Raw genomic sequence first — 26,962 nt, forward strand, 5'->3', positions numbered from 1 at the left:
CGATAGTCGCTCCCGGATTCGGAAAGCTATTTCGAGACGAGAGGAGAATCCGCCGGTACCGGAACTTGTCGGAGCACGGATTCCACGATCGAGATTGAAGCGTCTTTCTTCAGCCGCTGACTGCTGCGCACGACAATCCGATGGGCGAGAACGGGAACGGCCAACGCCTTAATATCGTCCGGAAGGACATAGTCACGTCCCTGCAGCGCCGCATGCACTTGACTTGCCCGCAGCAAAGCCTGACTGCCGCGAGGACTAACGCCCAGCGCCGCATCTTCATGCGAGCGCGTCGCCTCCACGATCGCGAGCACATAGCGCAGCAGTTCCTCCCTTACTTGAACAGCCGTATACTCGCGCTGAGCGGCTTCAAGCTCCGCTCCGCTGACAACCGGCCCTAGCTGCTCCAATGGATTCGCAGCCATGAATCGTTGCAGGATATGCAGCCCTTCATCGGTAGACGGATAGCCCATCTGAATCTTGAACAGGAAACGGTCCAGCTGCGCTTCCGGCAGCGGGAACGTGCCCTGCTGCTCGACCGGATTCTGCGTGGCGATAACGAGAAAAGGTTTGGCAAGCTGATGCGTCGTCCCGTCGATGCTGATCTGGCGCTCTTCCATGCATTCCAGCAGACTTGATTGTGTACGGGGGGTTGCGCGGTTGATCTCATCGGCCAACACGATGTTGGCGAAGATCGGTCCGGGGCGGAACTCGAACTCAGACAGCTTCTGATTGTAATAATGAATGCCGGACAAGTCCGACGGCAGCAGGTCAGGCGTGAATTGTATGCGCTTAAATATTCCGTCGATCGAACGGGCGACCGCTTTGGCCAGCAGCGTCTTCCCTGTGCCCGGCACATCTTCCAGCAAGACATGGCCGGAGGCGATAATTGCAATGATAAGTTTGTCTACGATAGCTTCTTTCCCGACGATAACTTGACCGACATTGAGCCGGATCCGGTCGGCAAGACGTTGAATCGTCTCTGCATGCATGGGGCTTAAACCTCCTCGTCTATACAAACAGCAAACTTCCATCCGTTAGGGGAAGTTTTCCATCAGTATACCTGTTCGCGTCCAAACCCGCCACACTTGATTGTCCCAACGCAGCCTTAGCCCGATTATTCTCCTGGCGCAACAAGCTCCACCTTGATTCGGTCCGGGTCCTCAAAATAGACCGCATAATGCTCGACCCCGCCAGCAAACGGGTGGTCTTGCGCATACAGAATGGTCACATCCCGTTCTTGAAGCGCGATGGTGAGTTCGTCGACCTGCTCCCTCGACATCGCGTGGAAGGCCAGATGATTCAGCCCGACGCGCTTACGGTGATAAGGCTGATCCATATAGCGCAGCTCAGCTTGCACGAAGACAAGATACGACTTTCCATGCCGGTAGCTGAATCCGAGCTCCCAGCTCTGATAGCGCTCATAACCGAGCTGCTCCAGCATCCACCCCCAGAATTGTTCGGAACGCGCCAGATTGGATACGTATAACTCGACATGATGCAGCACGGCTACTCCTCCTTGATCCGTTCCAACGACTCCGCATGTGTTGGATAAGTATAATCAGTATAGAACATATGTTCTCTTTAATCAAGCGTGGATTACGAAAAAGACCTTGTGCGGCTCACTGGCCATCACAAGGTCTCGAACTTCTATTGTAGCCCCTTAAGCGGCTCCCTAATTAACGAAGCTCCTGAAGCCCTCTCATATATGGCCGCAGCGCTTCCGGAATATGGATCGAACCGTCTTCGCGCTGATGATTCTCCAACAGCGGAATCAGAATTCGCGGCGTCGCGACCATGGTATTGTTCAGCGTGTAGGCAAAACGCAACTTGCCCTCCTCATCCCGGTAACGGATTCGCGAGCGTCTCGCCTGAAAGTCGAGCAAGCTCGAAGCCGAATGGGTTTCGCCATATTGGCCTCGGCTTGGCATCCACGTTTCCACATCGTACTGCTTATAATTCTTCTGCGATAGATCGCCGGTACAGACCGCCACGACGCGATATGGCAGCTCTAGCAACTGCAGCAGCCGCTCTGCATTACCCAATATCTGCTGAAGCATCTGTTCCGCGAGCGCCTCATTGGCTTGGCAGATGACCACCTGCTCGACCTTCGCGAACTGATGGACGCGGTACAGACCATGCACATCCTTCCCGGCCTTGCCAACCTCGCTGCGGAAGCAAGACGATGCCGCGCCAAGGCGGAGCGGTTCATGCAGATCGAGCACCTCATCGCCATAGAGGGCGACGAGCGGTACCTCGGCAGTCCCGGCCAGCAGTGCCTTTTCCCCTTCAAGCGCATACGCCTGGTCTTTGCCGGCAGGGAAGAATCCGGTCTTATAGAACGTCTCTTCTCTTGCCATCATGGGCACCTCGAACAACGTGTACCCTTCATCCGCCAGTAGATCAAGCGCGAGCTGCTGCACCGCCCGATGGAGCAACTGGCCTGCACCTTGCAGCACGTAATGCCGACTGCCGGCAATCTTCACGCCGCGCTCGAGATCGATCAAGCCAAGCTCCTCGCCTAGCGCGACATGATCCTTGGCCGCATATTCGAATTGCGGCTGCTCGCCGACCCGTCTTACTTCCACGTTGTCCGCGTCGCTCGCTCCGATCGGCGTATCCGGCGAGTAGAAGTTCGGCACGTACAGCATCAGTTCTTCATATTCCGCTTCAACCTGCTTCAGCAACTCCTCTTCGCGCGCTAACGTAACATTGCGTCTGCTTGCCTCCTGTTTGACGACTTCCGCTTCTTCATGCCGTCCCTCCTTGGCCAATTGCGCTACCTGCCGGGCACACGCATTGCGCTCGGCTCGCAGCTGCTCCACAACTCCCATCCGATTGCGACGTTCTTCATCTGCCCGGATCAGTGCTCCGACGTCAAGCTCCAGCCCCTTCCGATCCGCAGCATCTTGCACCGCATCGGCCTGTTCCCGAATCGTACGAATATCCAACATGTTGCACCCGCTCCTCTTTTTGAGAATAAAAAAAAGCGCTCCTGTCCCATCATGGGACGAGGAGCGCTTCTCTCGCGGTGCCACCCAACTTAGCCGGCTCTTGGCAATAGCCGACTCACTTGATCCGCGAATAACGGTGCGGGGCCGGAGTACTTAGGGAAGCTATCCTTGAAGACTTGCATAAGGGCTCCCGGTCGCAACGCCTCCGAGTTGGATGCTCTTCATTGGCATGGTCCGTTCTGAATTTGTTGTTTGTCATTATAACAGCTGATCGGTTACCGCGCAAGCCCTCATTAATCCATTCATCACAGCGGCTGTCCCCTGCCCGTATATTTCATGAATCATGATACCAACCTATAATCGATTCATGTGACTCGGAGGTCGATTGCTTATGAAAGCCGCCACTCTAGGCAAGTGCGGGCTTTGCGAACGGGAAGGCTGCGAACTGACGGAGCATCATTTGACGCCCAAGGAGCTCGGCGGGACCTTCCTTCCTACCGCGATGCTGTGCAAGCCTTGCCATAAACAAATCCACTCCCTTTATACGAACGAAGATTTGGTGACGCTCGCCCTCACGACCATTCCTGCTCTGCAGCACGATGAGACGATTGCCTCCTTTTTGCGCTACATCCGCAAACAACCGCCAGGCGTTATCCCGAAAGTGAAGAAGTCGGCTCGTGTTCGTCAGCGGTGAATCCTTCCATCAACGGCAAAAAACCATGGACCTCAGGTCATTGGCCTCGCGTTTCAAGTTCTAAGACTTGGCATGCAGCCCTGACCATACATAGGTTCATGGTTCTTCTGTTTACCCGCTACAAATCCCGGGACGTCTCCCAATCGGAAGCGTTCATATCCTCTTCGACAGCGAAGTCGTAATCCTCGATATCGAAGATTTGCACCGGAATCTCGGCTTCAATGAGCCGATCTTGGAAATCGAACTGGTCCGACAGTAGCGGAATATCGAATTTCATGGCCGTCAGCAGAATCTCCGTCTCCACCGGGTCAAAATATTCGCCGTATTGCGCATTATCGACCGAGTGCACGATCGTAAACTGCACGCGCTCATTGAGAAGCAGCGGAGAGCTCTCGCGCCATGGCACTTGCAAAGCGCGCTCGATTTTCTTGCGGTTGAGCGGATCCTCGAAAAAATCAATCAGTTCGGCTATTTTACGCTTTACGTGCGCGTCGTCATCCGGATCATCCATGATCGGTTCCACGCCGTCCTTCATATCGTACAACTCGAGAACCGTCGAATATGGCAAGACAAAATCGACCGGCCGGCTTGGCACGAGCAATTGTCCATATGTAGCTACCATTACAGCTTCAATAACAAAGCGGCGTCGCATTCTATCTCCCCCTATCAAATATGCATAAGTATCAACTTGCTCCCTCATTATACAACAATCAACAGCCCGTACACAGAGACAAATGCGGGAAGATTGGCCCGTCCTCGCAGCCGCTGACGCGAATTGTGCTACAATGGAACATAGATAAATTCCAAAACCAGTGGCAATTCGCACTGTCATGCATGGAGGTCATACCAGATGAATCAAGAACAAGCCATTATTATCGGTGCGGGACCTTGCGGTCTTGCCGCGGCCATCGAGCTGCAAGCTGCAGGCATTAATGCGCTGATTATCGAGAAACGGAACATTGTCCACTCGATCTCGCAATATCCCGTTTATATGCATTTTTTCAGCTCGCCTCAGCTGTTAGAGATCGGCGGGGTCCCGTTCACGACGGCCAACGACAAGCCTTCGCGCTTGGAGGCGCTGAACTATTATCGCACCGTTGCGCTCCGGCACGAGGTGCGCGTTAACGCCTACGAGACCGTTACCGGCGTCTCCAAGCTAGCAGACGGCAGCTACGAGCTGACGAGCTATGACCGCAGAGGCGAAGCCAAAATCTACCGGACGCCTACGGTCATCATCGCCACCGGTTATTTTGACCATCCGAACAAGCTCGGCATCCCCGGCGAAGACCTGGAGAAGGTAAGCCATTTCTTCCGGGAAGCCCATCCCTACACGGGGATGGATGTCGCTATTATTGGCGGCAGCAACTCTGCCATCGACGCGGCTTTGGAGCTTGAGCGGGTAGCGGCGCGCGTCACCGTCGTCTATCGCGGCAGCCAATATTCCAGCAGCATCAAGCCTTGGGTGAAGCCTAATTTCGAGAGTCTCGTGAATAAAGGCCGGATCGCGATGCGCTTCGACTCCAGAGTCACCGCTATCGAGCAAGGATCCGTCACCGTGACCGGCCCGTCGGGCGAAGAGCAGCTACCGAACGATTTTGTCCTGGCCCTCACCGGCTTCCATCCCGACCGCGCCTTCCTGACGGCAATAGGCGTCACGATCGAGGAAGAAGGCTACCCTACCTTCAACGACGAGACGATGGAAACGAATATCCCCGGCATTTATCTGGCTGGAGTTGTCGCATCCCGCCGGGAAGCGAACGAGATCTTCATCGAGAGCGGCCGCTTCCATGGTCGCAAGATTGCCGCTCATCTGCGCGAGCAATTGTCCACTGAAACCAGTTACGCCAAGCAAGGGAATTAAATTTATTTCATCGCTTTACGCAGCATTTCGATTCTGCTCTTCTCCGCCGGATAACGGAGGGGCAGATCGAAGCGCGTCGTTTGCTTCAGCACGCTCTTGTAATGCGAGAACGTCTGAAAGCTGCTCTCCCCGTGATAGCTGCCGATCCCGCTCTCCCCTACTCCGCCGAAAGGCAAATAAGGCGTCCCCAAATGAAGCAGCGTATCGTTCACGCAGCCTCCGCCGAACGAAATCCGTCCAAGAACCTTCTCTTCTGCTTCGCGACTTTCCGTGAACAGATAAAGCGCTAGCGGCTTCGGCCTCCCGTTCACAAGCTTCACCGCTTCCTCTATGGATGAATAGGTCATAATAGGCAAAATCGGACCGAAAATCTCATCTTCCATTACAGGCTCATCCCAAGCGACATCCTCCAACAGCGTAGGTCCGATCTTCAGTGCGGCTTCGTTCAACTTGCAGCCATAGCGAATACGGCCGTTCGTCAGATAAGCCGTTAACCGTTTGAAGTGGCGCTCATTGACGATTTTGCCGAACCGGTCCGAATTGGCCGGATCTTGGCCGTAGTACTGTTCGATGGCAGCGATCAGCTCAGGGATAAGCGCATCCTTGACACGTTCGTGGACGAGAATATAATCCGGCGCAACGCACGTCTGGCCGGCATTGGTCAGCTTGCCGTAGATGATCCTTCTGGCTGCCAGCTTCAAATTCGCGTCTTCGTGCACGATACACGGGCTTTTGCCCCCGAGCTCGAGCGTCACGGGTATCAGCTGCTTGGCAGCCGCGGCCATGATCGTTCTTCCGACCGCTACGCTGCCCGTGAAGAAGATATAATCGAAAGGTTCCGACAGCAGCGTCTGGCTGCTCTCGATCCCGCCTTCCACCACGGCAACCGCGCGTGGATCGAATGTTTCTCTAATCAGCTTTGCCACAGTGACCGCAACATGCGGCGTCAGTTCGGAAGGCTTGATCACGACGGTATTGCCCGCGGCAATCGCTCCGATCGCCGGCGCAAGCGCTAACTGTACCGGATAATTCCAAGGCGCGATGATGAGTGCAGTGCCATAAGGTTCGGGAATGATGCGGCTTTTGGCCCCGATGAAAATAAATGGCGTCTTCACTCGCTTCGGCTTCGCCCACTTCTTCAGATGTTTCAAGGTATGATTGATTTCTTGATAGAGAATGCCGATCTCGGTCGTGAAAGCCTCATCCACATGTTTGTTCAGATCCAGCCGCAAGGCTTCCAGGAGCACCTGTTCGTTCGTCTTGATGGCCGACTTTAGCTTTCGTAGCAACTCGACGCGGGCTTCGAGCGCAAGCGGACCTTCCGAAGCGAACCATTCCTTCTGACGCTTCACGATCGCGGATATTTCGCCTGCCGGCGTTTCATTCATGCTATTAAGTATCATAAGGGCCTCCATATGTTCTAGCTATTACGCCCAGTATACAACAAAACCCTTGCCCATCCAACGAATGGGCAAGGGAGATACAGGCACCGAATAACTTATTGACCGGATCGCTGCAGCGCGCGAAGATCCCGCCAACGGACGGGCAATATTCCTTCTTCGGTAATCGTCTGCCGCACATCGGGGTCACGGAATAACTCCATCTCCATGCCTCTGCGCAGAGGAGCATCGTGGAAGGCCATCAGTTCTTCGTTAACGAGCGAGGGATGAATAATAATCTCGGATACCCCGGGATGGAGGCCGCGCAGCAGCGAGATCATCTGCGATTTGAAGGTGTCGTACGTATCGCCTTGCGCGCTTCGGAAAGGCAGGCCGAGCAAGTAGTCGAGCACGACGACGCCTTTGTGATCCGCGAGCGCTGCCATGCGTTTGGCTTGATCCGCCAATTCCGGAGGCGCCACCTGGCCGTTCTCGAGCAGCAGATTCCGGGGAAGCCGGAAAGGCAACCCATATTCGGCGCATACGTCGAATACCGCTTCCAGGAAATGCCGGCCGGACTGTAGGCCGTACAGGCTTCCCATATGATTATCCGCATGGGTGACGTCAATGCCCAGTTCAAGCGCCATATCGATCTGCGCGACGAGCTCCTGCCGGACCTCCTCCGCATCTGCGGCACGCTCGAACGATTTGACCTCTTTATGGAAATATCCCTCGTCCGTCACCAGCGACAGCGTACTGCCGCCTCGGAACACAGGTCCCCACTTGACCGCGTTCCATTCGCTGGTGAACGTCAAGTGAACGCCGATATCGAGATGACGGTGGCGCGCGCTCCATAACGCCGCATCGCGTGACCATCCGCAAGGCATCATGATCGTGGCGGAAGAGACGATTCCTTCGCTCAGCAGCTGTTTGATTCCTTCATTGGTGGCATGACAGAGTCCGAAATCATCCGCATTCACGATTAGCAAACGATCCTGCGGCCCGAATCCAAGACGTTGCGCGGTTGATTGCATAACGGTCCCTCCTAACGCTTCGCGGATCTGGCCAAACAGCCTTTCGACAAACGATCATTAACCTGCTTAACGAACGGCTTATGACCAGTATATGGCCGGGACGCTTCGTTTCATGCTCCAAGCCGCCGAGCGAATATTCCGCTTAGCTCGTCCGCGTAACGGTCTACCCATTCGCACACATAGGAATTACGCTCGATCTGATGCGCCCAGACATGCGCGTCGTCCAGCCCTTCCGACAGGCGCCCCGCAAAATGAAGGAAAACATCCATCATCCGCAGCTTGATCAACGCGGGCAGCAGCTCCAGCTCTTCCCGGGTAAGCCGCATCTGCGAACCGTAACCGCTGCAGAAGGTATCGATGCGCTGAAGGGCTAGCTGTGAATCCTCGGACGGAAACTCGGCAAGGACGACCGCCACTTCCATAACGCGCACATCCACGGTCGTGAATTCAAAATCGAGCAGCCCTACGACCCGGTCGCCTTGCGCGACGCTGTTCGTGAACACGATATCGCCATGAATCCATTGATGCGGCAGCTTCTCGATCTGCGGCGTAAGCTTTGCCAACCGTGCCCGATGCGTCAGCATCGTCTCAACCCCTGCCAGCTGCCCTTCCGTCAACGCATGTGTACGGCATAACGCCTTGAGAACATCAGCCGCCATGGCAGCATGCGTCGTTTCGCAGCGATAATAAGGATCATAGAGAGGATCAGCCTGGATCGTCACATGCTGCAGGACTTTAGCGACGCTGCCAGCCGCTTGTCCCAGTCCGGCGACATGATGCAGATTATCCACCGTCGGTCGATGTCCCTCAATATAGTGATAAAGCGCGGCCAACTTGCCGTCCGGTGCTGTCGACACGGTCAGCCCCTGTTTATTGGCAACCGGCTTCGGCACTTGGATCGGCATGTCCGACCGAGCGAGCGCTTGCAGCACCTGATGCTCGACCTGCACGACACCTTCATCTTGATGATTATCGTAGATCCGCAGCACATAGCGTTCATTGGCGGCATAAATCATCATGGTCGTATTATTCATGCCGCTCTCTTCCTTCTCGGCACGCCATGGCCCACGCCATTCGTAAGCATTCAAAAAGACGGCCAATTCGCCGTCCGTCATCGTCATCATAGTGGCCTCCAATAATTAACGTCATAAACGACAAATCAGCGTTAGCTAAGCTTGGCCAAGCGGCTGGCCAAAGTGTCCTGCCAGCTGGCAGACAATGCTGTCAGTCGCAGCAACGAGCGGATCCCCTCCACATCCTTCTTATCCAGATGCATCACCCGGTTGGCCTCCTGCAGCGAGACTGCGGACTGATCCTGATCGATGAGAAAGACCGGATCGCCTGCTTCAACCTCGCCTTCTTCCAGCACGCGCAAGTAGAAGCCCGTATATCCGTTATCCTGAATCGCGGCAGGCAAGGCGGGCAATTCATGCTTTAAGCCGAGTTTGAAGCACGGCTGGCGAGGCTGGCTTACTTGCAGCAAGGCGCCGCCAACCTTCAATACATCGCCAATGTGGAGCGTATCTTCCGTCATGCGGCTGACCGTAAAATTCTCGCCGAATGCGCCTGGCTGAACCGGCTTGCCCCATTGCTCCGCCCAATAGGCAAAATGCTGCTCGGAGTAAACGCATACGGCCTTATCTTCGCCGCCATGGTGGACCATGTCCGCTTGACCATCGCCATCAAGCCCCAGCTTCGACAGGTATACGCGGCCTTGTTTCGGCTCCTTGAATATTCCGGTCTCGATCTCTTTGCTGCCGTGCATGATTTTGACCGGTTTGGATACGTTCAACGCGATCAGCGTTCCGATCTGTTGCATGTATTTCCCACCTTTTTCTCGTTTCTAATACCCGTTATTATAAGCGGTGCAGGAAAGGGTTGGCAATCTTCGTTTACGGTGTCGGATTGCGTCATTCCGTCACATCCCTTACCTGTCGAAACGACACCCTTCCTGTTGTTTTCTGCGCTTCCCCGGGAAATAGCGTGGTCCAACGCGGGAAATTAAAGTTCGGTGTAGTTTCGCTCGATTTGAATCAATTCCTCGAGCTGCCGCCGGCTGAACCGGTTTGCGCCGGTAGCCTTCACGAATTCTTTTCTCCGCGAATGACGAATTCTCCTAACAGTCGCAAGCCAAATCGTAATGAGAGCAACGCCAACGACCAACCAGGATGACGCCGTCAATAACCAAGCCGCCCCACCGATCATGAGCAGCAGGAAACCAAGAGCCGCATATTCGACGATTGGCCCCCAGACGCCTAATTGCCAAGGGCCTGCAGCAAGCGTTTTGTGACGGATCGACGCAATTCGTCTGGCGCCAACCGAAATCCATGCCGCACCGTGTAAACCGAGCATGCCTAGCGCCAGCAGTTGTACGCATATGGCGAGCTCAGTTTCCCCGTTGTCATGGATAGCAAGCAGAAGGAACGCTGCCAGCATTGACAAGCCTGCGGCGCCGAAGAGTGCAACGTGAGGTACGCGCCATCGACGCGATACCTTCGTCCCTAAGCGCGCAAGCGGAACGGTCTCATCCCGGCTCATCGCGAGCCACAGCCGCGACGCTGCCGTCATCGCCACGAGGCCGCTGCTCCATCCCGACCAGAGCACGATCACCATGCATAACGGGGAAAGCCAGTCGCCCCATAGCTCCCAACGGGAAGCGATGTCGTCAAGGAGAAGCTGCCACGTCACGTGCTGATCGGGTACCAGCGGATAATGGATAAACAAGATGGCGAACAGGATATAGCCGAATATAAAGACATAAACCGTCGACAGAAAAATGGCCCACGGAATTTGAATACGAGGATCCACGGTCTCTTCCGCCAACGTAGCGGTATGCTCAGCCCCCATTAACGGCCGCGCGAGCAGAAGAAGTCCTGTCAGAGCGGATGCCAGACTGCTCGATCCGCCTGACACGTCGAAGGGATGATGCCATCGGAACATCTCCGTCAGCGGCAAATAACCGCCCCATCTTGAAATGGACAATAGGACGAGCGTAAGCACGATTGCTGCCACCTGCATCCAAGCCGTGCCCGTAAGATAACGGCCCAGCGAGCTTGCGGCACGAACGCTATACAGATATTGACTCGCATATAACCCGGCTAGCAGACCGAGGAAATGCCAACGCTCAAGCTCGAATGAACCCATGACGGCGATCGTCGAGGTAAGCCAGTACGCGAGCAAAAGATTGCTTCCCGCAAGCAGGAACAGCGTTCCTAGGAATTGCAGCCATCCGGCAGTAATACCGGTTCTCCGCCCGCCTGCCGCTACCGTTGAATGGTAGATGCCGCCCGCCGTCGGATAAGCCGAACTTTGCGCGGCATGCGAGCAAGCAACCAGCAACGTGAACAACCCTAAGATCGGCCAGCCGAAACTCAGCAGCCACGGACCACCTTGCGCTAACGCGGGAAGCAGCAGCAATGCGGCTCCCGTCATCACCGACATGCCGGAGAACGGAACCGCGAATACGGAGAATCCGTTCAGCCTCCTCGTCAGCTGCTGGGCATAGCCCAGACGATTCAAGTCATGCTTATCCTGCATGAATCGGACGTATTTCGAATGATCGTGGAGAGACTGATGCAGGGAAAGGCGAACCTGCTGCTGCGCCGTCATTCCGAGGTATAAGGCAAGGAAACAGACTAGCACGAACAAGCCGAATCCTAGTAAGACGGCTAACATAGACATCCCCCCCTACTTGACTCTATGACAAGGGGCGGATCGTCATACGCATAAAAAAAGCTTCGATGGCACTAAGACCATCGAAGCGAGGCGAACATGCTGACTGCTGCTACCATGAAGACCGCGAACTGAACGAGGAACAGCTGCAACCGCTGTCGGCCAGGCAATCCTCTTAGCGTCAAGAAGTTTACGCCAATAAAGAATGCCAGATAGATTATCCCAATAATTAGTCCTTTCGTGCGCTCCGCATCCGTCGGCGGCGCCATGAAGCCGTACAGCAGCACAACGGAACCAACGACAACATAGGGCAGCATCAGGCCCAATATGAAGTGAGCCACAATCCCAAGGCCAATTCTGACTTTCATAGCCCCTCCTCTCCCCTCTCGCCTATAGCTTGGAGAGGACGAAATTTTTGACATTCCCGATATCGAAGGGCTTGGTGAACTGGGTCAGAACCCCAAGCCGGACCGCTTCATCCCGTTGCAGCGGATCGCTGTAGGCGGTGATCATCGCTACTTTGACGAATTTGTTTACCTCCCGGATTTCACGAAGCACCGTGATGCCGTCCATATCCGGCATTTTTAAATCCAGCAGAACAAAATCGATTCTCGTGCGCTTAATGAGCTCAATCGCGGTTCGGCCATGCGGAGCCTCATAGACTTCGATTCCTTCGAGCTCGAACACTTCTCGTAGAAGCATCCGTATTGCAGGCTGATCATCGACGATCAAGACAACTTTCGCATCGCCTATTGCGCGAATCTCCGGGATCTGGGCTTCCACTGCTGGATTGGACTTAGCCGCTTCAAGAGGCTTATTAATCGGGCTAGTATTTAATTCCGTTAACAATGCTGGCTGCGAATCGGTCTCCTGCCGTTTCGCGCTGTTCTTCCACACGCTTACGAGTGCAATCGCTGCAAGGATGAGGATCACAATTATTATTACTATCATCTGAGTAGGACTCCTTGGCGTTGTGGCCCAGCCGCTCTCTCACATTCCAGCGATCAAGTACAGCAGGTTCAATATCAAGCCGTTAATTAATCGTTCACGGTCATCACTGCTAAAGGACCGTTCGGATTAATAATATCAGCTAATTCAAAAACAGATAGTGGGAAATAAGGGAAACCGAAGGCATATGGCGTAATTTCATACAGGGCAAAATAAATGACCAGCGCCCGGTCGGCAATGTAGTACGACTGATCCGGCCGAATCGACTCGAATGGTCCCAGCGTAGCAATCTGCCGCTGCGCGATTTGAGCCTTAATAAGTTCACTAAGCCTGCTCACATAGTTGCTGCCCGGCTTGAACAGTTCGGCAAGCGTATAGGACTTGCCTGTCGCATTATCGAAGGTAAGCGACTGCTGCAGCGTAAGCCCGTGTGCGCCGCCAGTATACGCATAATTGTACAAGGACAAGCTGAGCACGTTCTTCTCGTTCGTCTTCAGTTCAAAATAACCCTGCATCTCTGCCCGCGGATCGTCGAGCGATCCTTGATCCGCAATGAGCTCGCGCACATTGTGCCGGATCGTATCGTTAATCGTATTGCGGGCGGACGCGCTGTGAAGCCCGCTGACAACCGGGATCCAAAGCTCAGCTTTCGGAAAGGTAATGCGGGAAGGCGTGACGATAACCGGGAATTGGAATGCCATAACGCAAGACACCTGCCTATTCATCATTATAACCTCATTGTATGCAGGCAGGCTTGTCTTGCGTTTCATATGATTCTAAAGCTGCGGCAGATTCGTTAGATGAGCATTTTCTCCCGCTCGGTCATTCTTCTTCCTTTAATATCGACGACGAGCTTACCGTTATTTAGCCCTAGGATGCGGTCTGCGAAACGCTCGGCCCAATCTCCCTGCGACATGACTGCAATGACGGTAATGCCCTGCGACTTGCACATCCGCTTCAGGTCGCTTAGCACGACTTCCGCCTGGTGCGGATCAAGGCCGGAGACCGGCTCATCGACCAACAGCGTTTTCGCGCCGTGCACCAACGCTCTGGCAATCGCGAACCGCTGCTTCTCCCCGCCGCTAAGCTTATCGCCCTTCTGATGCGCTTTATCGAGCAGGCCCATTTTCTCGATCATGTCCATGGCGCCCATATAGTCATCATTGCGAATCATGCCCGTCACTCTTCGCCAGATCGGCGTTTGGTGAGCAGCGCCAACCAACACGTTTTTGAGCGCCGTCTTGTTCGGGATCAGCGTCGGTTTCTCTTCCAGATAAGCCATCTCGCGCCGAACCTTCAATCTGCCTGAAAGCCCTTTCTTAAAAATGTCTACGCCATCCACGACGTAATCGCCGTAGCTCCATCGTTCACGTAATGCCAGGCAGCGCAGCAGCAGAGACTTCCCGCTCCCGCTCGCCCCTTTAATGGCGACGAATTCGCCTTGCCCGATTTCAAAGCTGATCCCCGATAATGCGGAGGGACCGCCGGGAATTTGCTTCGATAATTGCGATACTTTGATCATACCCGGTGAACTCCTTTTTTCATCAGACTTGCAATCTATCATCCTAGTTTAAATGTTTAGAAAAATAGTTTCCATCCGAACAAATGTTTGGTATAATCAAAACAAGAACAAATGTTCTACCCTTACCAATTTGAAGGAGGCTTGATCATCATGCTGCGCTGCGAGAACTATCGATTTATTGAACGGTATCGTCCATTTCGGGATTTGACCTTTAAGTTTTATGCGGATGGCTCGTTAACGATTGTGGATAACAATACGGAGGTAGCAATCAAGCCTGCTGAATTGAATCGGGAGAGCTACGATTTCTACGCTCGCAGACGGATGGCTTTCATTCGCAAAGATCTGACAGCTAAACTGCAGAAGTATGCTTAATGCCATACAAGTTGAAACGTTTGCCGCCGTCTTTGATGGCGCGGGCGCGTTTCATTCCGGAGACATAGAAGATGATGTATAACCGTGAAACTTATAAATGCTTTTATTTAAACAAAGGCGCGCCTCCCTGGATGGTCAACATCCAATGGGGAAGCGCGTTTTGTGTTGCACCATGTTCGCGTTACGGTAAGTTTTTATTAATCCCGTTCAAGCTCGCAGGGCGGTTTGCGAATTTCTCGAGATCTGGCGTACGCGAACGGTCCTTGAATCTCGACTCATTGTATTGATTGTCCTTCTTCTCGCTCTTATTAATTGGCATGGGGAACATCACCTCCACTTACAGTATCTGTATGTTGAGGCTTGTTTATTCCGTTTGACGTCAGGTAGGCGAATACTGTAGATTGAGTATACGGCGGAATCATTTGGAGAAGGAGCCATGCCTATGATGAAGCAGAAGATTCTGTTTGATTTGGACGATACGCTCATTTACTGCAACAAGTATTTCTATCACGTGATCGATCAGTTCGTTGACGCCATGACCACTTGGTTCAACGGAACCGGCCTCACGCCAGCGGTCATTCGCGAGAAGCAGACCGAGATCGATATCGCGGGCGTTCACGCGGAAGGCTTCAAGAGCGACCACTTCCCGGAGTCGTTCATTAAGACATACCGCCATTTCTCCACGTTATATGGACGAGCCCGTTCGGCCGTGGAAGAGGATTTCCTCTGGCAGCTGGGGCGCAGCGTGTATGACCATCAGGTAGAGCCTTATCCGTTCATGGAAGAGACGCTGGACCGCCTGGCTAGCAGCGGACATGAGCTTCATTTGTACACCGGTGGAGAAGTGTTGATTCAGGAACGTAAAATAAAGCAAGTGCAATTGGAACGTTATTTCCAGCAACGGATCTATGTTCGTTCCCGCAAAAACATCGACGCGATGGAAGATATTATCGCTACTGGCGGTTTCGACCGTTCCCATACGTGGATGATTGGCAATTCGATCCGAACGGATATCGTCCCTGCCTTAACAGCCGGTATCCACGCGATTCATATGCAGACGGATTCGGAATGGGCCTACAATATTGTCGGTATCGATGTCGAGCCGAAAGGCGCTTTTTTTACGCTCAATCAGCTGAAGGAAGTACCCGTTACGATTCACGGTTATCTGGATCGTCAACCGTCCTAGCAGCGGAGTGCTGTTGATTGGCTTAACGACGTGATCCCACTGGATGCGGGATATACAAGAAAAGGCTTGCCGAACGTCATGACGTTTCGGACAAGCCTCTTTTGTATGCATGATAGAACGAGCGCCGTGCTAGCCCATTTCCTGTAGAACGACTTTACCGGATGAAGGATCCGCAAGGACGAGTTTGCCTGAAGTAGCTTGTCCATCCTCTCTCTTGAACGAGAGTTTCCGGGTTTCGCCCCTGGTGATAAGCGACTTTGCCATCGCTGCGGTAACCGTCTTGCCGTACTGCTCCTTCCAGATGACGAACGAACACCCTTCCTTGAAACGCATGCAGCCGAATCCCCGCTTGCCTTCCACGATTCGGCCGCCGCAGCCTGGCCGCGGACATATGGCGATGACTTCCGGGGTATTGGGGGAAGCCGCTGTCTGCTGACCGGTAGGCGCTGCTTTGGCGCGACTCTTCGTCGCCACCCGTTCCTTCTTCACCTTCGGCTCGGCGGCAGCGGTAGTGCTGCGTGACCGACCACTCCCCGTTGCAACGGCCGTTCCCGCTCCAGCGCCAGCTCCGCGGCTCTTGCTGCCGCTCGCCTTGCCGCGCCCCTTCGCAGACCGCCCGTCGTCCGTCTCGCCGAACAAGCTCGCCTCCGCTTTGGGCTGAAGCCGTACTTTGCCCACGATCATCTCCGCGAATTGCTTCACCTTCTGCATGAACTGCTCGTCAGATGCTTCACCTTTGGAGATCTGGTGAAGGCGTTGCTCCCAACGGCCCGTCATTTCCGGCGAAGCCAGCAGTTCAACGCCCGCTCCCCGGATAAGTTCGATCGCCGCGCAGCCTTTGGTCGTAATGTCGAGCCGCTTGCCGGATGGTTTAATATAACCAACCTGTTTGAGACGCTCGATCGTGGCCGCACGCGTTGCCGGCGTGCCAAGTCCGGTCTGCTTCATCGCTTCCCTTAGTTCATCGTCCTCGATCGATTTCCCCGCGCTCTCCATCGCTTTGAGCAACGTTCCCTCGGTATATGGCTTAGGAGGCTGCGTCGCCTTCTCCAACGCCTTAGCGTCCTTACACTTGACAGGATCTTGCGGGTTCACGCTAAAAGGACGATCGGTTTCCATCAGGTCATCGTCCTGATCTTCCGCCTGCTCATCCTTTTTCTTCTTCCCTTTGCCCTTGCCGGACTCCTGTTGGTCATGACCGGCCAGGACGACGCGCCAACCTGGATCGAGCTGCTCCTTGGCTCTTGTCTTGAACTGTTCGCCTTCAACCTCCGTGATCACCTCATGGTTGTTGTAGCGAGCAGGCGGATAATAATGGGACAAGAACCGCCGCACGATCATATCGTAGATATTCTGCTCTTCGGTGCTAAGCGTGCCTGGCTTCTTAGGAGTAGGCAGAATCGCATGGTGGTCCTCAACCTTGGCGGGATTGCAGACGGCTTTGTTCCCTTTGTGCACGCGGCTGCGGTCGGCGCCATTGGCTAATTGACCGTAAGCCTGCGTATGTTGCAGCATGTTCAACACATTGCCCATGACGGGGATATTCTCTTCCGTCACATAGTTCGAGCTCGTACGCGGATACGTGATCACCTTATGTTTCTCATACAACGATTGCGCGATATCGAGCGTCTTCTTCGCCGGATAGCCGTATCGGCCGTTCGCTTCCCGCTGCAGAAGCGTCAGGTCGTATAGCCGGAACGGATATTCCTTCGTTTCGTTCGTCTCGTAACTAATGATGCGCGCTGGTTTGCCTTTAACCTTCGCCGCCAGCGTCTCGGCCTTCTCTTGCTGGGTGATCCGGTCACCTTGCCATATGCCTTTATACACCATATCAGACTGCGCGAAGGTGGCCTGCACGACAAAATAAGTTTCGCTATTGAACGCGGTAATCTCCTTGTGACGATCGTAGAGCAGCGCCAGAACAGGCGTCTGAACCCTGCCTACGGATAGGAGGGTTTTGTGCCGAATCGTAAAGGCGCGCGATGCGTTCATGCCGACAAGCCAATCCGCTTCGCTTCGCGATCGCGCTGCTTTTGTGAGGTTCTCATAATCGGCGTCACTCCGCAGCGAGTCGAATCCCTTCCGGATCGTCTCCGGCGTTAAGTCCGAGATCCACAATCGATCCACCGGCTGGGACAGTTTCAGATACTGTTTGATCAGATGAAAAATAAGCTGTCCTTCCCGCCCGGCGTCGCATGCATTAACGAGCTTGTTGCATCGCTTCGCAAGCTCTCCGATCGTCTTCAACTGATCGTTCGTTCTCGGGTTCGGCCACAGCTTGAATCGTTCCGGAATGATCGGAAGATCCGCCTCATTCCATCGTTTATATCGGCTATCGTATCGATCCGGTTCGGCCAGACTGACCAGGTGACCGATCGCCCACGTAATGATGTGACGCTCGCCTTCCAAATACGTTCGTTTGTTCTGTGCCTTCGGCTCGAGAACGGCTGCGATCGTTCGGCCCATATCCGGTTTCTCTGCGATGATTAACGTTTTCAATGAATCGCCTCTCTATTCATTCCGCGCTTGTCTCCATATGTCGCTTCATTGACTTCAAGATGCTGGAAACACCTTTCCACCAATTCTTATCCTCCGCATATTGACGGTTAATCCACTGGATCGGATCTATATTGGCAGGACGGTCTTTGCTCAGCCGGTTAATCGTATTGCCCGCGATAGCGGCTGCTTGTTCCAACGTTGTGTTGTACTCCAAATAACTATGATACACGTTAAACGGATTGTTCACCATCAGTTCGGCCAATTTATGCGATCTAGGGACAAAAGCTTGCTCCTGCCCGGTTATAGCAAAGAGTAACAAAGGATGGATATCCTTCTCCTTTGCAACCTTGATGATATCATCCCGATACTCAGGCTCGGCTAGGAGGGAATTCTTCTTATTCAAATAGGCCGTCAGACGTTCGCGGTCAATTTCCGTATACCGCAAGTCTGCGGGAAGTTCGTTCAGTCGCGCTGCCGGCACTTCAACCGGTTCTACCGGGATATGCATCGCCTGCGGTTTGATCGGCAGAAAAGGGACGATCATCTTGTAGCCGTACCATAGCATACCTAATGCGACCAACATGCAGAGTACCCCGTATAGAACAGGTCTGCGTCGCACGAAGGGCGTGATCTGCTCCGCTGGCTGCAATCGAACAACGGTTTGTGCCCGTATCGGTGCTATTTTCCGCGCTTGCGTCACGGTGCTTGCATGTTGGGCCGCTTCATTGCTGAAAGACTGCCATACTTGCTGCTGCAGATCTTGCTTCCCGTTACCAGCATGCAGTTTATCGGCCGCTGTCGTCACAAGATGAATGAAGGATTCCTGCTCCACAATAAGCTGAAGCCGGTGTTCAGCCCACAAATGCAACGATTCCACTAATCGCGGTTCAGTAAGGTCGACCGTTAATGAAGCGGCGAATACATGCTCCGCGCCAACTGGACGTTTCTGTTCTATGACGACTTCCGAGAGCAGCTTGTCCGTCAGCTGTAGTCGAATCTCCTCTGGAAAATCCGGCAATTGCCGCAGCACAATCCGCTGCATGGCGTCAGTTACAATCTCGGAATGCCTTTCTGTTGGCAGCCCCGCATATTTACGTTGGACATAGCTGTGGATGTTCCGAACATCATCAGGCGTCAGTATAGCCGCGCGATCCGTCTGCACCTAAGCACCCCCGGACAAGTTATGGTATGCCCATTCTACCACAACTTTCCTGCTTACAGGGAAGCTAATTTTGCGATTTGCGATTGAACGATATCCGATTCAATAAAGGCTCGAAGCTGCTCCTTCTCGCTGAACGTAAATTGAAATTCGCAATCGCAGCCTTCATCTTGCGGGACCATCTGCGCGATTGTTCCTGCCAGATTGCAGATGACGAGCGCCGTCGGTTCGACAAGATCCGTATGGAATTGCGACGGGTCCGCAACTTCGAATTTGATATCGATGTCAATCCACTGTTCATCGCGACGCTCAATACGAGGATGGAACGCGGTGAAGGTTAATTCTCGAATATCTTCATTATCGTATTGAATCATAGCTAGTCCTCTCCTTCAGGAAGCAACAAAAAGCGCCCGAGGGCGCTTTTTGTCTACTTGTGGTTCAAGCTTATGGCAGCATTGTCGAGCCCATCAGATAGCGGTCAACCTCGCGCGCTGCTTCGCGTCCTTCATTGATCGCCCATACGACAAGGCTTTGGCCGCGGCGCATATCGCCCGCTGCGAATACTTTGTCGATGCTTGTGCGGTAGTCGCCGTACTTCGCTTTGACATTCGAGCGGCGATCTTGCTCCAGACCGAGCTGATCAATCAGCGTGCGCTCCGGACCTTCGAAGCCGACTGCGATCATAACGATATCAGCTGGCCAAACTTGCTCTGTGCCTGGGATTTCGGTATAAATACGGCGTCCGGTCTCTGGATCTACCGTACGCTCGATTTGTACAGTGTGAAGCTCTTTCACATTGCCGTTCTCGTCGCCTACGAACTTCTTCGTCAAGACGGAGAATTGACGCGGATCTTCGCCGAACAGCGCACGCGCTTCTTCTTGCGCGTAGTCGAGCGTGTATACGTTCGGGAATTGCGGCCATGGATTGTTGATGTGGTCGCGCTCAAGCGGAGCTTTCGCATGCGTACCGAATTGCGTAACCGTCTTACAGCCATGACGAAGCGCAGTACCTACACAGTCCGTTCCCGTATCTCCGCCGCCGATTACGATGACGTTCTTATCTTTTGCAGAGATATAATTGCCATCCTCAAGATTCGAATCGAGGTAGCTCTTAATCGTGCCATTCAGATAATCCATCGCAAGGTGGATGCCTTTCAGGTCACGGCCTTCGATCTCAACTTCGCGAGCTCTAGTCGAACCGCCGCACAGGACAACCGCGTCAAAGTCGCTAACGAGTTGATCAGCTGCAATATCTTTGCCGATTTCTGTATTCGTCTTGAATTCGATGCCTTCCGCTTCGAGCAAGTCCACCCGGCGCTGAACGACATCCTTCTCCAGCTTCACCGTTGGAATGCCATAAGTCAGCAAGCCGCCGATACGGTCAGCGCGTTCGAACACCGTTACCGTGTGGCCGGCTTTATTCAACTGCGCCGCGCAAGCCATGCCAGCTGGGCCGGAGCCTACTACCGCTACGCGCTTGCCTGTACGAACGAGCGGCGGTTGTGGTACAACCCAACCCTCTTCGAAGCCCTTGTCGATGATCGATTGCTCGATTGTCTTAATCGTAACCGGATCACCGATAAGGCCGACCGTACAGGAACCTTCGCATGGCGCTGGACAAACGCGTCCAGTAAACTCTGGGAAATTGTTCGTTTTATGCAAACGGTCAAGCGCTTCGCGCCACAGACCGCGATAGATAAGATTGTTCCATTCCGGAATGAGGTTGTTTACCGGGCAGCCAGACGTTCCGCCTGTCATCTCCATCCCTGTGTGGCAATAAGGCGTTCCGCAATCCATACAACGTGCACCCTGCGTGCGCAGCTGCTCGGTGCTTAAGTGCTTGTGGAACTCGTTCCAATCGTTAATCCGTTCAAGCGGACTGCGGTCAGCGGGCAGCTCGCGTTTGTAGTCCATAAATCCTGTTGGTGTAGACATGATCGCTTATCCTCCATCCTTTTTCCCGTACCCAGGTACAACTTTCTCTATCAAACTATATCGGGATTCTATCCATTATTCAAGAACAAACTTTTTGTACCGAAGGCCAATCCATTTAGAATATAGTAGCAACTTAGCCCGCTTCTGTTAAATGGATTATCCGTACAATCATTTGCACTAAATCACATATCGGTGTCATATTCAGAACACTCGAAATCTAGCTGTCAGAGGCAATTCTCTCGAACGTCTGGATGCAGAAATCGTAAGAATGTTTCTCATCTTGCTGATGGCATTCGCGCTCGGTAAGCGTGAATTCCCCCTCCGGGATCAGAGGGAAATAGGCGTCCGCCGCAAGCTCCGCCGCCACTTCAGTCAGGAGGACTTTATGCGAAAAAGGCAGGAATTGTGCATAAATATTCGCTCCTCCGATGACCATCAGCTCCTCGCCGAACACGCCTTCACCATACTTCACTAACGCTTCTTCAATCGAGTGAATGACTTCGCAGCCTTCCGGCTGATACGATTCGTCCCGGGAAAGCACTACATTCTTGCGGTTAGGCAGCGGTCGGCCTAGCGATTCGAACGTCTTGCGGCCCATGAGCACCGTCTTGCCTGTCGTCGAACGCTTGAAATGCGCCATCTCCGCGGGGAGATGCCATAACAGCTTATTCTCAAGGCCAATCCCGCGTCTGCTCTCCATCGCGGCAATTAACGTAATCGTCATGCTGCTCTCCCTCTCCTTTCGCTAGACGGACACTTCCGCTTTGATCGTCGGGTGATACTCATAATCCGTAATCTCAAAATCATCATATTCATAATTGAAAATTGAGTCCGGCTTCCGCTTAATTTTCAGCTTCGGCAACGAATAAGGCTCCCGGGTCAGCTGCAGCTTCACCTGCTCAATATGATTGCTATAAATGTGAACATCTCCGCCGTTGTAGATGAACTCGCCAACGCCAAGATCGCATTGCTGCGCGATCATATGCGTAAGCAGCGCGTATTGCGCAATATTGAACGGCAGTCCAAGGAAAGTGTCCGATGAACGCATGGTCATCATGCAGGACAGCTTGCCGTTAGCTACGTAGAATTGGAAAACGAAATGACATGGCGGCAGCTTCATATTCTCAATCTCCGCCACGTTCCACGCGCTGACCATGTGTCTGCGCGAATCAGGGTTATTCTTGATCGATTCGACGACTTGCGCAATCTGATCGATCTTACGGCCATCTGGCGTCTCCCAGGCGCGCCATTGGGAGCCATAGACGGGTCCTAGATCGCCGTTCTCGTCCGCCCACTCATTCCATATCCGAACATTATTATCCTGCAGATAACGAACGTTCGTATCGCCTTTCAGAAACCACAGCAGCTCATGAATAATCGACTTCATATGCACGCGCTTCGTCGTCACCAGGGGGAACCCTTCATTCAAATCAAACCGCAGTTGTCGGCCGAACACCGATATCGTCCCCGTACCTGTTCGGTCTTCTTTCACGACGCCATGATCCAGCACGTCCTGCAGCAAATCAAGATAAGCTTTCAACAGTAGACCTCCTCGTACATATTCCGACTTTAGTTATATTATCATACCATCATACGAACACTTTTTCGACAAATTCTTAACATTCACGCTTAAAAGACATGCTGCCAGATTTTGCGGTTCTTTGCTTATGTATCAAGGTGAAACGGCTAACGCCGTCTTTAATAGCGTAGGCCCGTTTCATTCCGGTGACATAGAGGCCCGAGTATAAAGGTGAAACTTAACCTTTCCTATATGTTAAAAAAGGCAACCGCCTTATCCTCTGGGAGGACAAAAGCGGCTGCCTTCATCATCAAGCTCTATCCATTACTTCTTAGGTGCAATCGTGTGGATTGGATGGCCCATTGCAAGCTCAGCCGTATCCATCGTGATCTCTGCAAGCGTTGGATGCGCATGGATCGTCAATGCGATATCCTCGATTGTCGCGCCCATCTCGATCGCAAGACCAAGCTCAGCGATCATGTTGGAAGCTTCAACGCCAGCGATTTGAGCGCCAAGAACAAGACCTGTCTCAACTTCATGAACAATCTTCATGAAGCCGTCTGCTCCACCCAGCGTTACCGCACGGCCGTTGCCGCCGAATGGGAACTTGCTGGATTTTACTGTGTAGCCTTTTTCTTTGGCTTCTTTCTCGGTGTAACCAACGGCTGCGCATTCCGGATCGGAGAAAGCAACTGCAGGGATACACTTGTAGTCCACTTTCGAAGGCAATCCGGAAATTGCTTCTGCAGCGACTTTCGCTTCATAAGAAGCTTTGTGCGCAAGCGCAGCGCCTGGCACGATATCGCCGATAGCGAAGATGTGCGGAATGCTTGTGCGGCATTGATCGTCAACTTCGATCAGGCCACGGTCAGTCATTTTGATGTTGATCAGGTCAAGACCCAGCTCGCCATCCGTATTCGGACGACGACCAACCGTTACGAGCAGATAATCTGCCGTTACGGACTTCGTCTCGCCGTTTACTTCGTACGTTACTGTAACGTCTTTGTCGGTTTGCTCCGCGCTCTTAGCGAGGGCGCCGTTGACGATTTCAACTTTGTTTTGTTTCAGATGTTTCACGACAAGCGAGCTCATGTCTTTGTCGAAGCCAGGCATGATGGTGTCCGCACCCTCAAGAATCGTAACTTCCGTTCCGAATTTCGAGTACATTTGGCCAAGCTCGATACCTACATAACCGCCGCCGATAACAACGAGGCTTTTCGGCACTTCTTGCAGCGACAATGCTTCTGTCGAAGACAGAATGCGGCCGCCGTAAGGGAAAGGCTTCAGCTCGATTGGACGGGAACCTGTTGCGATAATGCAGTTTTTGAAACGGTAACGAGGAGCTTCTTGGTCGTTGAACAGACGTGCCTCGTTCTCGTTGATGAACATCACTTCGCCGGAGAACATTTGGATCTTGTTAGCTTTGAGCAGCATCTCAACGCCGCTTGTCATTTTGTTGACAACGGAGTTTTTGTAGTCTTGCACTTTCGTGAAGTCTACGGAGATGTTCTCGGCGGACAGACCGAATTGATCGGCGTGTTGCATCGCCTCATAGTGATGAGCCGAGTTGATCAGCGCTTTGGAAGGAATACAGCCGACGTTCAGACACACGCCGCCCCATTTACCTTTATCAGCGATCAGAACTTTTTGACCCAGTTGAGCTGCACGGATTGCTGCAACATAACCACCAGGACCTGCACCAATGACTAGTGTATCGATATCGAGTGAAGCGTCTCCTACTACCATGGGTTATACCTCCATTACGAGCAGTTGCGGATCAGCAAGCAGCTGCTTGATGTAGTTCATAAAGTTTTGTGCCGTAGCACCATCGATGAGACGGTGGTCGAAGCTTAAGGAAAGCGCCATAACTGGAGCAACAACGATCTGGCCGTTCTTAACAACCGGTTTCTCGGAGATGCGGCCTGTGCCAAGGATTGCAACTTCAGGGAAGTTGATTACCGGCGTGAAGAACATGCCGCCTGCGGAACCGATGTTCGTGATCGAGATTGTGCTGCCTTTCATCTCTGCTGGTGTCAGTTTGCCGTCACGGCCGCGTGTTGCAAGATCGCGGATTGAATCAGCAACCATCCACACATTCTTGCGGTCCGCATCATGGATAACAGGAACGATTAGGCCGTTGTCTGTATCTGTTGCGATACCGATGTTGTAGTACTTCTTGTAGACGATCTCTTGCTTCTCTTCGTCCAGCATTGCGTTCATGATCGGGAACTGACGGCATGCAGCCACGAGCGCCTTAACGATGAACGGCAGGTAAGTGAGCTTAACGCCTTTCTTCTCTGCCAAAGGTTTCGCTTTCGTACGAAGCGCTACAAGCTCGGTTACGTCAACTTCGTCCATGATCGTAACATGTGGAGCTGTGTATACGGACTTCGACATTGCGTTCGCGATTGCCTTACGGATGCCTTTGAACGCTACGCGTTCTTCCGGACGCTCGCCTGCTACAACCGTTACAGCTGCAGGAGCTGCCTTCGCTTCGGTTGCAGGGGCTTCAGCTGCTTGTGCCGCCGGAGCTGCCGTGCCGCCGCCAGCTGCGAATGCAGTGACATCTTCACGCGTAATACGGCCGTTCTTGCCAGTTCCGCTGATTGTTGCGATATCCACGCCTTTTTCACGCGCGAATTTGCGAACGCTCGGTGTTGCCAGAACCGGACCAGCGGATGTTGGAGTTGGAGCAGGTGCAGCCTGTCCTGCAGGAGCCGCTTTCTCTTCAGCCGCCGGAGCAGGTGCTTTCTCTTCGGCAGCAGCTGGCGCTTCAGCTTGCTCAGGCAGATCGCCTTCTGCATCGATGATCGCGACTACTTCGCCGACGTGGCACACTTGGCCGTCTTTCGTGAATACTTCCAATACTTTACCATTAACCGGACAAGGCACTTCTACAATCGCCTTATCGTTCTGTACTTCCATAATAATATCGTCGTCAGTTACGCTGTCGCCTGGCTTGATATGCATTTTGACGATTTCGCCCTCATGCAGGCCTTCGCCCAGCTCTGGGAACCGGTATTCAAATTTTGCCACTTGCGGTACCTCCTCAAAGGTTGGTGAAGCGAATGCCCATTCTAAGCGAATAGCATCCGCCCCAATCTTGTAATGCGTGTATGGATTAGTTCAGGAATAAATTAGAATTCCCGTACTTTGTTCACTGCTGCGATGATGCGAGCTTGAGTCGGGAGCCACGCGTCTTCGATTTGCGCGAACGGATAAACAGTATCCGGACCGGCTACGCGAAGAACAGGCGCTTCCAGGTGAAGAATGGCTTTCTCGTTGATTTGCGTGATGATCTCGGCAGCCGCACCGGAAGTTTTTTGTGCTTCTTGAACGACGATCGCGCGGTTCGTTTTCTTAATCGAAGCAACGATCGTATCGATGTCGAGCGGAAGCAGCGTACGAAGGTCGATAACTTCAGCGCTTACGCCTTGCTTCTCAAGTTCTTCAGCAGCTTTAACCGCCGTATGAACCATCAAGCCGTATGCGATGATCGTTACGTCTTTACCTTCGCGAACAACGTTCGCTTTGCCGATTTCGATCGTGTATTCGCCCTCTGGAACCTCTGCACGGAATGCACGGTACAAGTTCAGGTGCTCCATGAAGAATACAGGGTCGTTATCACGAATCGCGGAGATCATGAGACCTTTTGCATCGTAAGGATTCGAAGGGACGATAACTTTAATACCCGGCGTCTGGATTGCAAGACCTTCAAGGGAGTCCGTGTGAAGCTCAGCAGCTTTAACGCCGCCGCCGAATGGCGTACGGAATACGATCGGCGAGTTGTAACGGCCGCCGGAACGGTAACGCATACGAGCCGCTTGAACGAACATTTGGTCAAGCGCTTCGTAGATGAAGCCTACAAATTGAATTTCGGCAACCGGACGGAAGCCCTGAATGCCCATACCTACTGCCATACCGGCAATTGCGGATTCAGCAAGCGGCGTATCGAATACGCGGTCCTCGCCGAATTCTTCTTGCAGACCTTCGGTAACGCGGAATACGCCGCCGACTTTACCCACGTCTTCGCCGAAGGCGACTACGTTAGTATCGCGTTTCATTTCCACGCGCATCGCGTCGCGGATCGCTTCCAACATATTCATTTGTGCCATGTTCGTTGGTTCCTCCTAAGAGTGTTCTATTCCTGCACAGCGAATTCGCTTCGGGATTCACTGATGAATGCTTATCTATATAATGGAAAGTAAATCGTGGTACAGGACCGCCGCCA

The 26,962-nt window shown here is 53.2% G+C and carries 27 protein-coding genes; 4 read left to right on the top strand and 23 right to left on the bottom strand.

Translation table 11 applies throughout. The annotated features are described in order from the left end of the window. Positions 1-26: 26 nt before the first annotated feature. The 3 genes from FHS18_RS11605 to serS form a co-directional block, all read right to left on the bottom strand. Positions 27-989, bottom strand: a complete 963-nt coding sequence (locus tag FHS18_RS11605) for an AAA family ATPase (RefSeq protein WP_183600191.1) — start codon at positions 987-989, stop codon at positions 27-29. 125 nt (positions 990-1,114) lie between these two features. Continuing rightward, a complete protein-coding gene (locus FHS18_RS11610; RefSeq protein WP_183600193.1) occupies positions 1,115-1,504 on the bottom strand; it encodes a VOC family protein in 390 nt (129 codons plus the stop codon). A 172-nt stretch (positions 1,505-1,676) separates the two neighbouring features. Beyond that, on the bottom strand, positions 1,677-2,951 hold the full coding sequence (gene serS / locus FHS18_RS11615) for a serine--tRNA ligase (protein ID WP_183600195.1): 1,275 nt from the start codon (positions 2,949-2,951) through the stop codon (positions 1,677-1,679). 391 nt (positions 2,952-3,342) lie between these two features. Here serS and FHS18_RS11620 point away from each other — a divergent pair, with 391 nt between their 5' ends. After that, positions 3,343-3,645, top strand: a complete 303-nt coding sequence (locus FHS18_RS11620) for an HNH endonuclease (RefSeq protein ID WP_183600197.1) — start codon at positions 3,343-3,345, stop codon at positions 3,643-3,645. Between the two features lie 118 nt (positions 3,646-3,763). Here FHS18_RS11620 and FHS18_RS11625 read toward each other — a convergent pair whose 3' ends face one another. Then, on the bottom strand, positions 3,764-4,297 hold the full coding sequence (locus tag FHS18_RS11625; protein WP_183600199.1) for an ADP-heptose synthase: 534 nt from the start codon (positions 4,295-4,297) through the stop codon (positions 3,764-3,766). Positions 4,298-4,495: 198 nt separating this feature from the next. Here FHS18_RS11625 and FHS18_RS11630 point away from each other — a divergent pair, with 198 nt between their 5' ends. Beyond that, entirely contained in the window at positions 4,496-5,506 is a 1,011-nt protein-coding gene (locus FHS18_RS11630; RefSeq protein ID WP_183600201.1) for a YpdA family putative bacillithiol disulfide reductase, read from the top strand. 2 nt (positions 5,507-5,508) lie between these two features. On the opposite strand, the gene FHS18_RS11635 is transcribed toward FHS18_RS11630, so the two are convergent. The 9 genes from FHS18_RS11635 to FHS18_RS11675 all read right to left on the bottom strand — a co-directional run bounded on the left by FHS18_RS11635 (position 5,509) and on the right by FHS18_RS11675 (position 14,061). Beyond that, positions 5,509-6,909, bottom strand: coding sequence for an aldehyde dehydrogenase (locus tag FHS18_RS11635; protein WP_246427593.1), 1,401 nt, complete (start codon positions 6,907-6,909; stop codon positions 5,509-5,511). Positions 6,910-7,004: 95 nt separating this feature from the next. Beyond that, the gene (locus FHS18_RS11640; protein WP_183600203.1) at positions 7,005-7,919 is read right to left on the bottom strand and encodes a polysaccharide deacetylase family protein; all 915 of its coding nucleotides are present in this window, start codon (positions 7,917-7,919) and stop codon (positions 7,005-7,007) included. A 110-nt stretch (positions 7,920-8,029) separates the two neighbouring features. Next, positions 8,030-9,043, bottom strand: a complete 1,014-nt coding sequence (locus FHS18_RS11645; protein WP_183600205.1) for a phosphotransferase — start codon at positions 9,041-9,043, stop codon at positions 8,030-8,032. 41 nt (positions 9,044-9,084) lie between these two features. Further along, a complete protein-coding gene (locus tag FHS18_RS11650; protein ID WP_183600207.1) occupies positions 9,085-9,738 on the bottom strand; it encodes an MOSC domain-containing protein in 654 nt (217 codons plus the stop codon). Between the two features lie 182 nt (positions 9,739-9,920). Next, on the bottom strand, positions 9,921-11,594 hold the full coding sequence (locus FHS18_RS11655) for an APC family permease (protein ID WP_183600209.1): 1,674 nt from the start codon (positions 11,592-11,594) through the stop codon (positions 9,921-9,923). Between the two features lie 71 nt (positions 11,595-11,665). After that, the gene (locus tag FHS18_RS11660; RefSeq protein WP_183600211.1) at positions 11,666-11,959 is read right to left on the bottom strand and encodes a hypothetical protein; all 294 of its coding nucleotides are present in this window, start codon (positions 11,957-11,959) and stop codon (positions 11,666-11,668) included. A gap of 22 nt (positions 11,960-11,981) precedes the next feature. Further along, a complete protein-coding gene (locus FHS18_RS11665) occupies positions 11,982-12,542 on the bottom strand; it encodes a response regulator (RefSeq protein WP_183600213.1) in 561 nt (186 codons plus the stop codon). 86 nt (positions 12,543-12,628) lie between these two features. Further along, positions 12,629-13,240, bottom strand: coding sequence for a DUF3298 and DUF4163 domain-containing protein (locus FHS18_RS11670; RefSeq protein ID WP_183600215.1), 612 nt, complete (start codon positions 13,238-13,240; stop codon positions 12,629-12,631). Positions 13,241-13,335: 95 nt separating this feature from the next. Further along, positions 13,336-14,061 carry a phosphonate ABC transporter ATP-binding protein gene (locus FHS18_RS11675; RefSeq protein WP_183600217.1) on the bottom strand — a complete coding sequence of 242 codons (726 nt, stop codon included), beginning with the start codon at positions 14,059-14,061 and terminating at the stop codon, positions 13,336-13,338. Between the two features lie 150 nt (positions 14,062-14,211). Between FHS18_RS11675 and FHS18_RS11680 the strand changes: the two genes are divergently transcribed. After that, on the top strand, positions 14,212-14,433 hold the full coding sequence (locus FHS18_RS11680; RefSeq protein WP_183600219.1) for a hypothetical protein: 222 nt from the start codon (positions 14,212-14,214) through the stop codon (positions 14,431-14,433). Positions 14,434-14,614: 181 nt separating this feature from the next. Here the strand turns inward: FHS18_RS11680 and FHS18_RS11685 are convergent, their stop codons facing one another. Next, a complete protein-coding gene (locus FHS18_RS11685; RefSeq protein ID WP_183600221.1) occupies positions 14,615-14,752 on the bottom strand; it encodes a hypothetical protein in 138 nt (45 codons plus the stop codon). Positions 14,753-14,878: 126 nt separating this feature from the next. Here FHS18_RS11685 and FHS18_RS11690 point away from each other — a divergent pair, with 126 nt between their 5' ends. Then, on the top strand, positions 14,879-15,619 hold the full coding sequence (locus FHS18_RS11690) for an HAD family hydrolase (RefSeq protein WP_183600393.1): 741 nt from the start codon (positions 14,879-14,881) through the stop codon (positions 15,617-15,619). 129 nt (positions 15,620-15,748) lie between these two features. Here FHS18_RS11690 and FHS18_RS11695 read toward each other — a convergent pair whose 3' ends face one another. From FHS18_RS11695 to FHS18_RS11735, 9 genes are all read right to left on the bottom strand, one after another. Continuing rightward, positions 15,749-18,118, bottom strand: coding sequence for a type IA DNA topoisomerase (locus tag FHS18_RS11695; protein WP_183600223.1), 2,370 nt, complete (start codon positions 18,116-18,118; stop codon positions 15,749-15,751). 16 nt (positions 18,119-18,134) lie between these two features. Next, entirely contained in the window at positions 18,135-19,280 is a 1,146-nt protein-coding gene (locus FHS18_RS11700) for a hypothetical protein (protein ID WP_183600224.1), read from the bottom strand. A gap of 53 nt (positions 19,281-19,333) precedes the next feature. Continuing rightward, the gene (locus tag FHS18_RS11705; RefSeq protein ID WP_183600225.1) at positions 19,334-19,651 is read right to left on the bottom strand and encodes a hypothetical protein; all 318 of its coding nucleotides are present in this window, start codon (positions 19,649-19,651) and stop codon (positions 19,334-19,336) included. 70 nt (positions 19,652-19,721) lie between these two features. Continuing rightward, the gene (locus tag FHS18_RS11710; protein WP_183600226.1) at positions 19,722-21,212 is read right to left on the bottom strand and encodes a glutamate synthase subunit beta; all 1,491 of its coding nucleotides are present in this window, start codon (positions 21,210-21,212) and stop codon (positions 19,722-19,724) included. Positions 21,213-21,429: 217 nt separating this feature from the next. Next, positions 21,430-21,936, bottom strand: coding sequence for a dihydrofolate reductase (locus FHS18_RS11715; RefSeq protein ID WP_183600227.1), 507 nt, complete (start codon positions 21,934-21,936; stop codon positions 21,430-21,432). Between the two features lie 21 nt (positions 21,937-21,957). Beyond that, entirely contained in the window at positions 21,958-22,752 is a 795-nt protein-coding gene (gene thyA, locus FHS18_RS11720; protein ID WP_183600228.1) for a thymidylate synthase, read from the bottom strand. Positions 22,753-23,055: 303 nt separating this feature from the next. Beyond that, the gene (lpdA, locus tag FHS18_RS11725; RefSeq protein ID WP_183600229.1) at positions 23,056-24,477 is read right to left on the bottom strand and encodes a dihydrolipoyl dehydrogenase; all 1,422 of its coding nucleotides are present in this window, start codon (positions 24,475-24,477) and stop codon (positions 23,056-23,058) included. A gap of 3 nt (positions 24,478-24,480) precedes the next feature. After that, positions 24,481-25,767, bottom strand: a complete 1,287-nt coding sequence (locus FHS18_RS11730) for a 2-oxo acid dehydrogenase subunit E2 (protein ID WP_183600230.1) — start codon at positions 25,765-25,767, stop codon at positions 24,481-24,483. 101 nt (positions 25,768-25,868) lie between these two features. Continuing rightward, positions 25,869-26,846: an alpha-ketoacid dehydrogenase subunit beta gene (locus FHS18_RS11735; RefSeq protein ID WP_183600231.1), complete on the bottom strand. Its 978-nt coding sequence runs from the start codon at positions 26,844-26,846 to the stop codon at positions 25,869-25,871. Between the last annotated feature and the right edge of the window lie 116 nt (positions 26,847-26,962).

This window comes from Paenibacillus phyllosphaerae (assembly GCF_014192105.1).
In the GTDB taxonomy this organism is placed as follows: domain Bacteria; phylum Bacillota; class Bacilli; order Paenibacillales; family Paenibacillaceae; genus Paenibacillus_Z; species Paenibacillus_Z phyllosphaerae.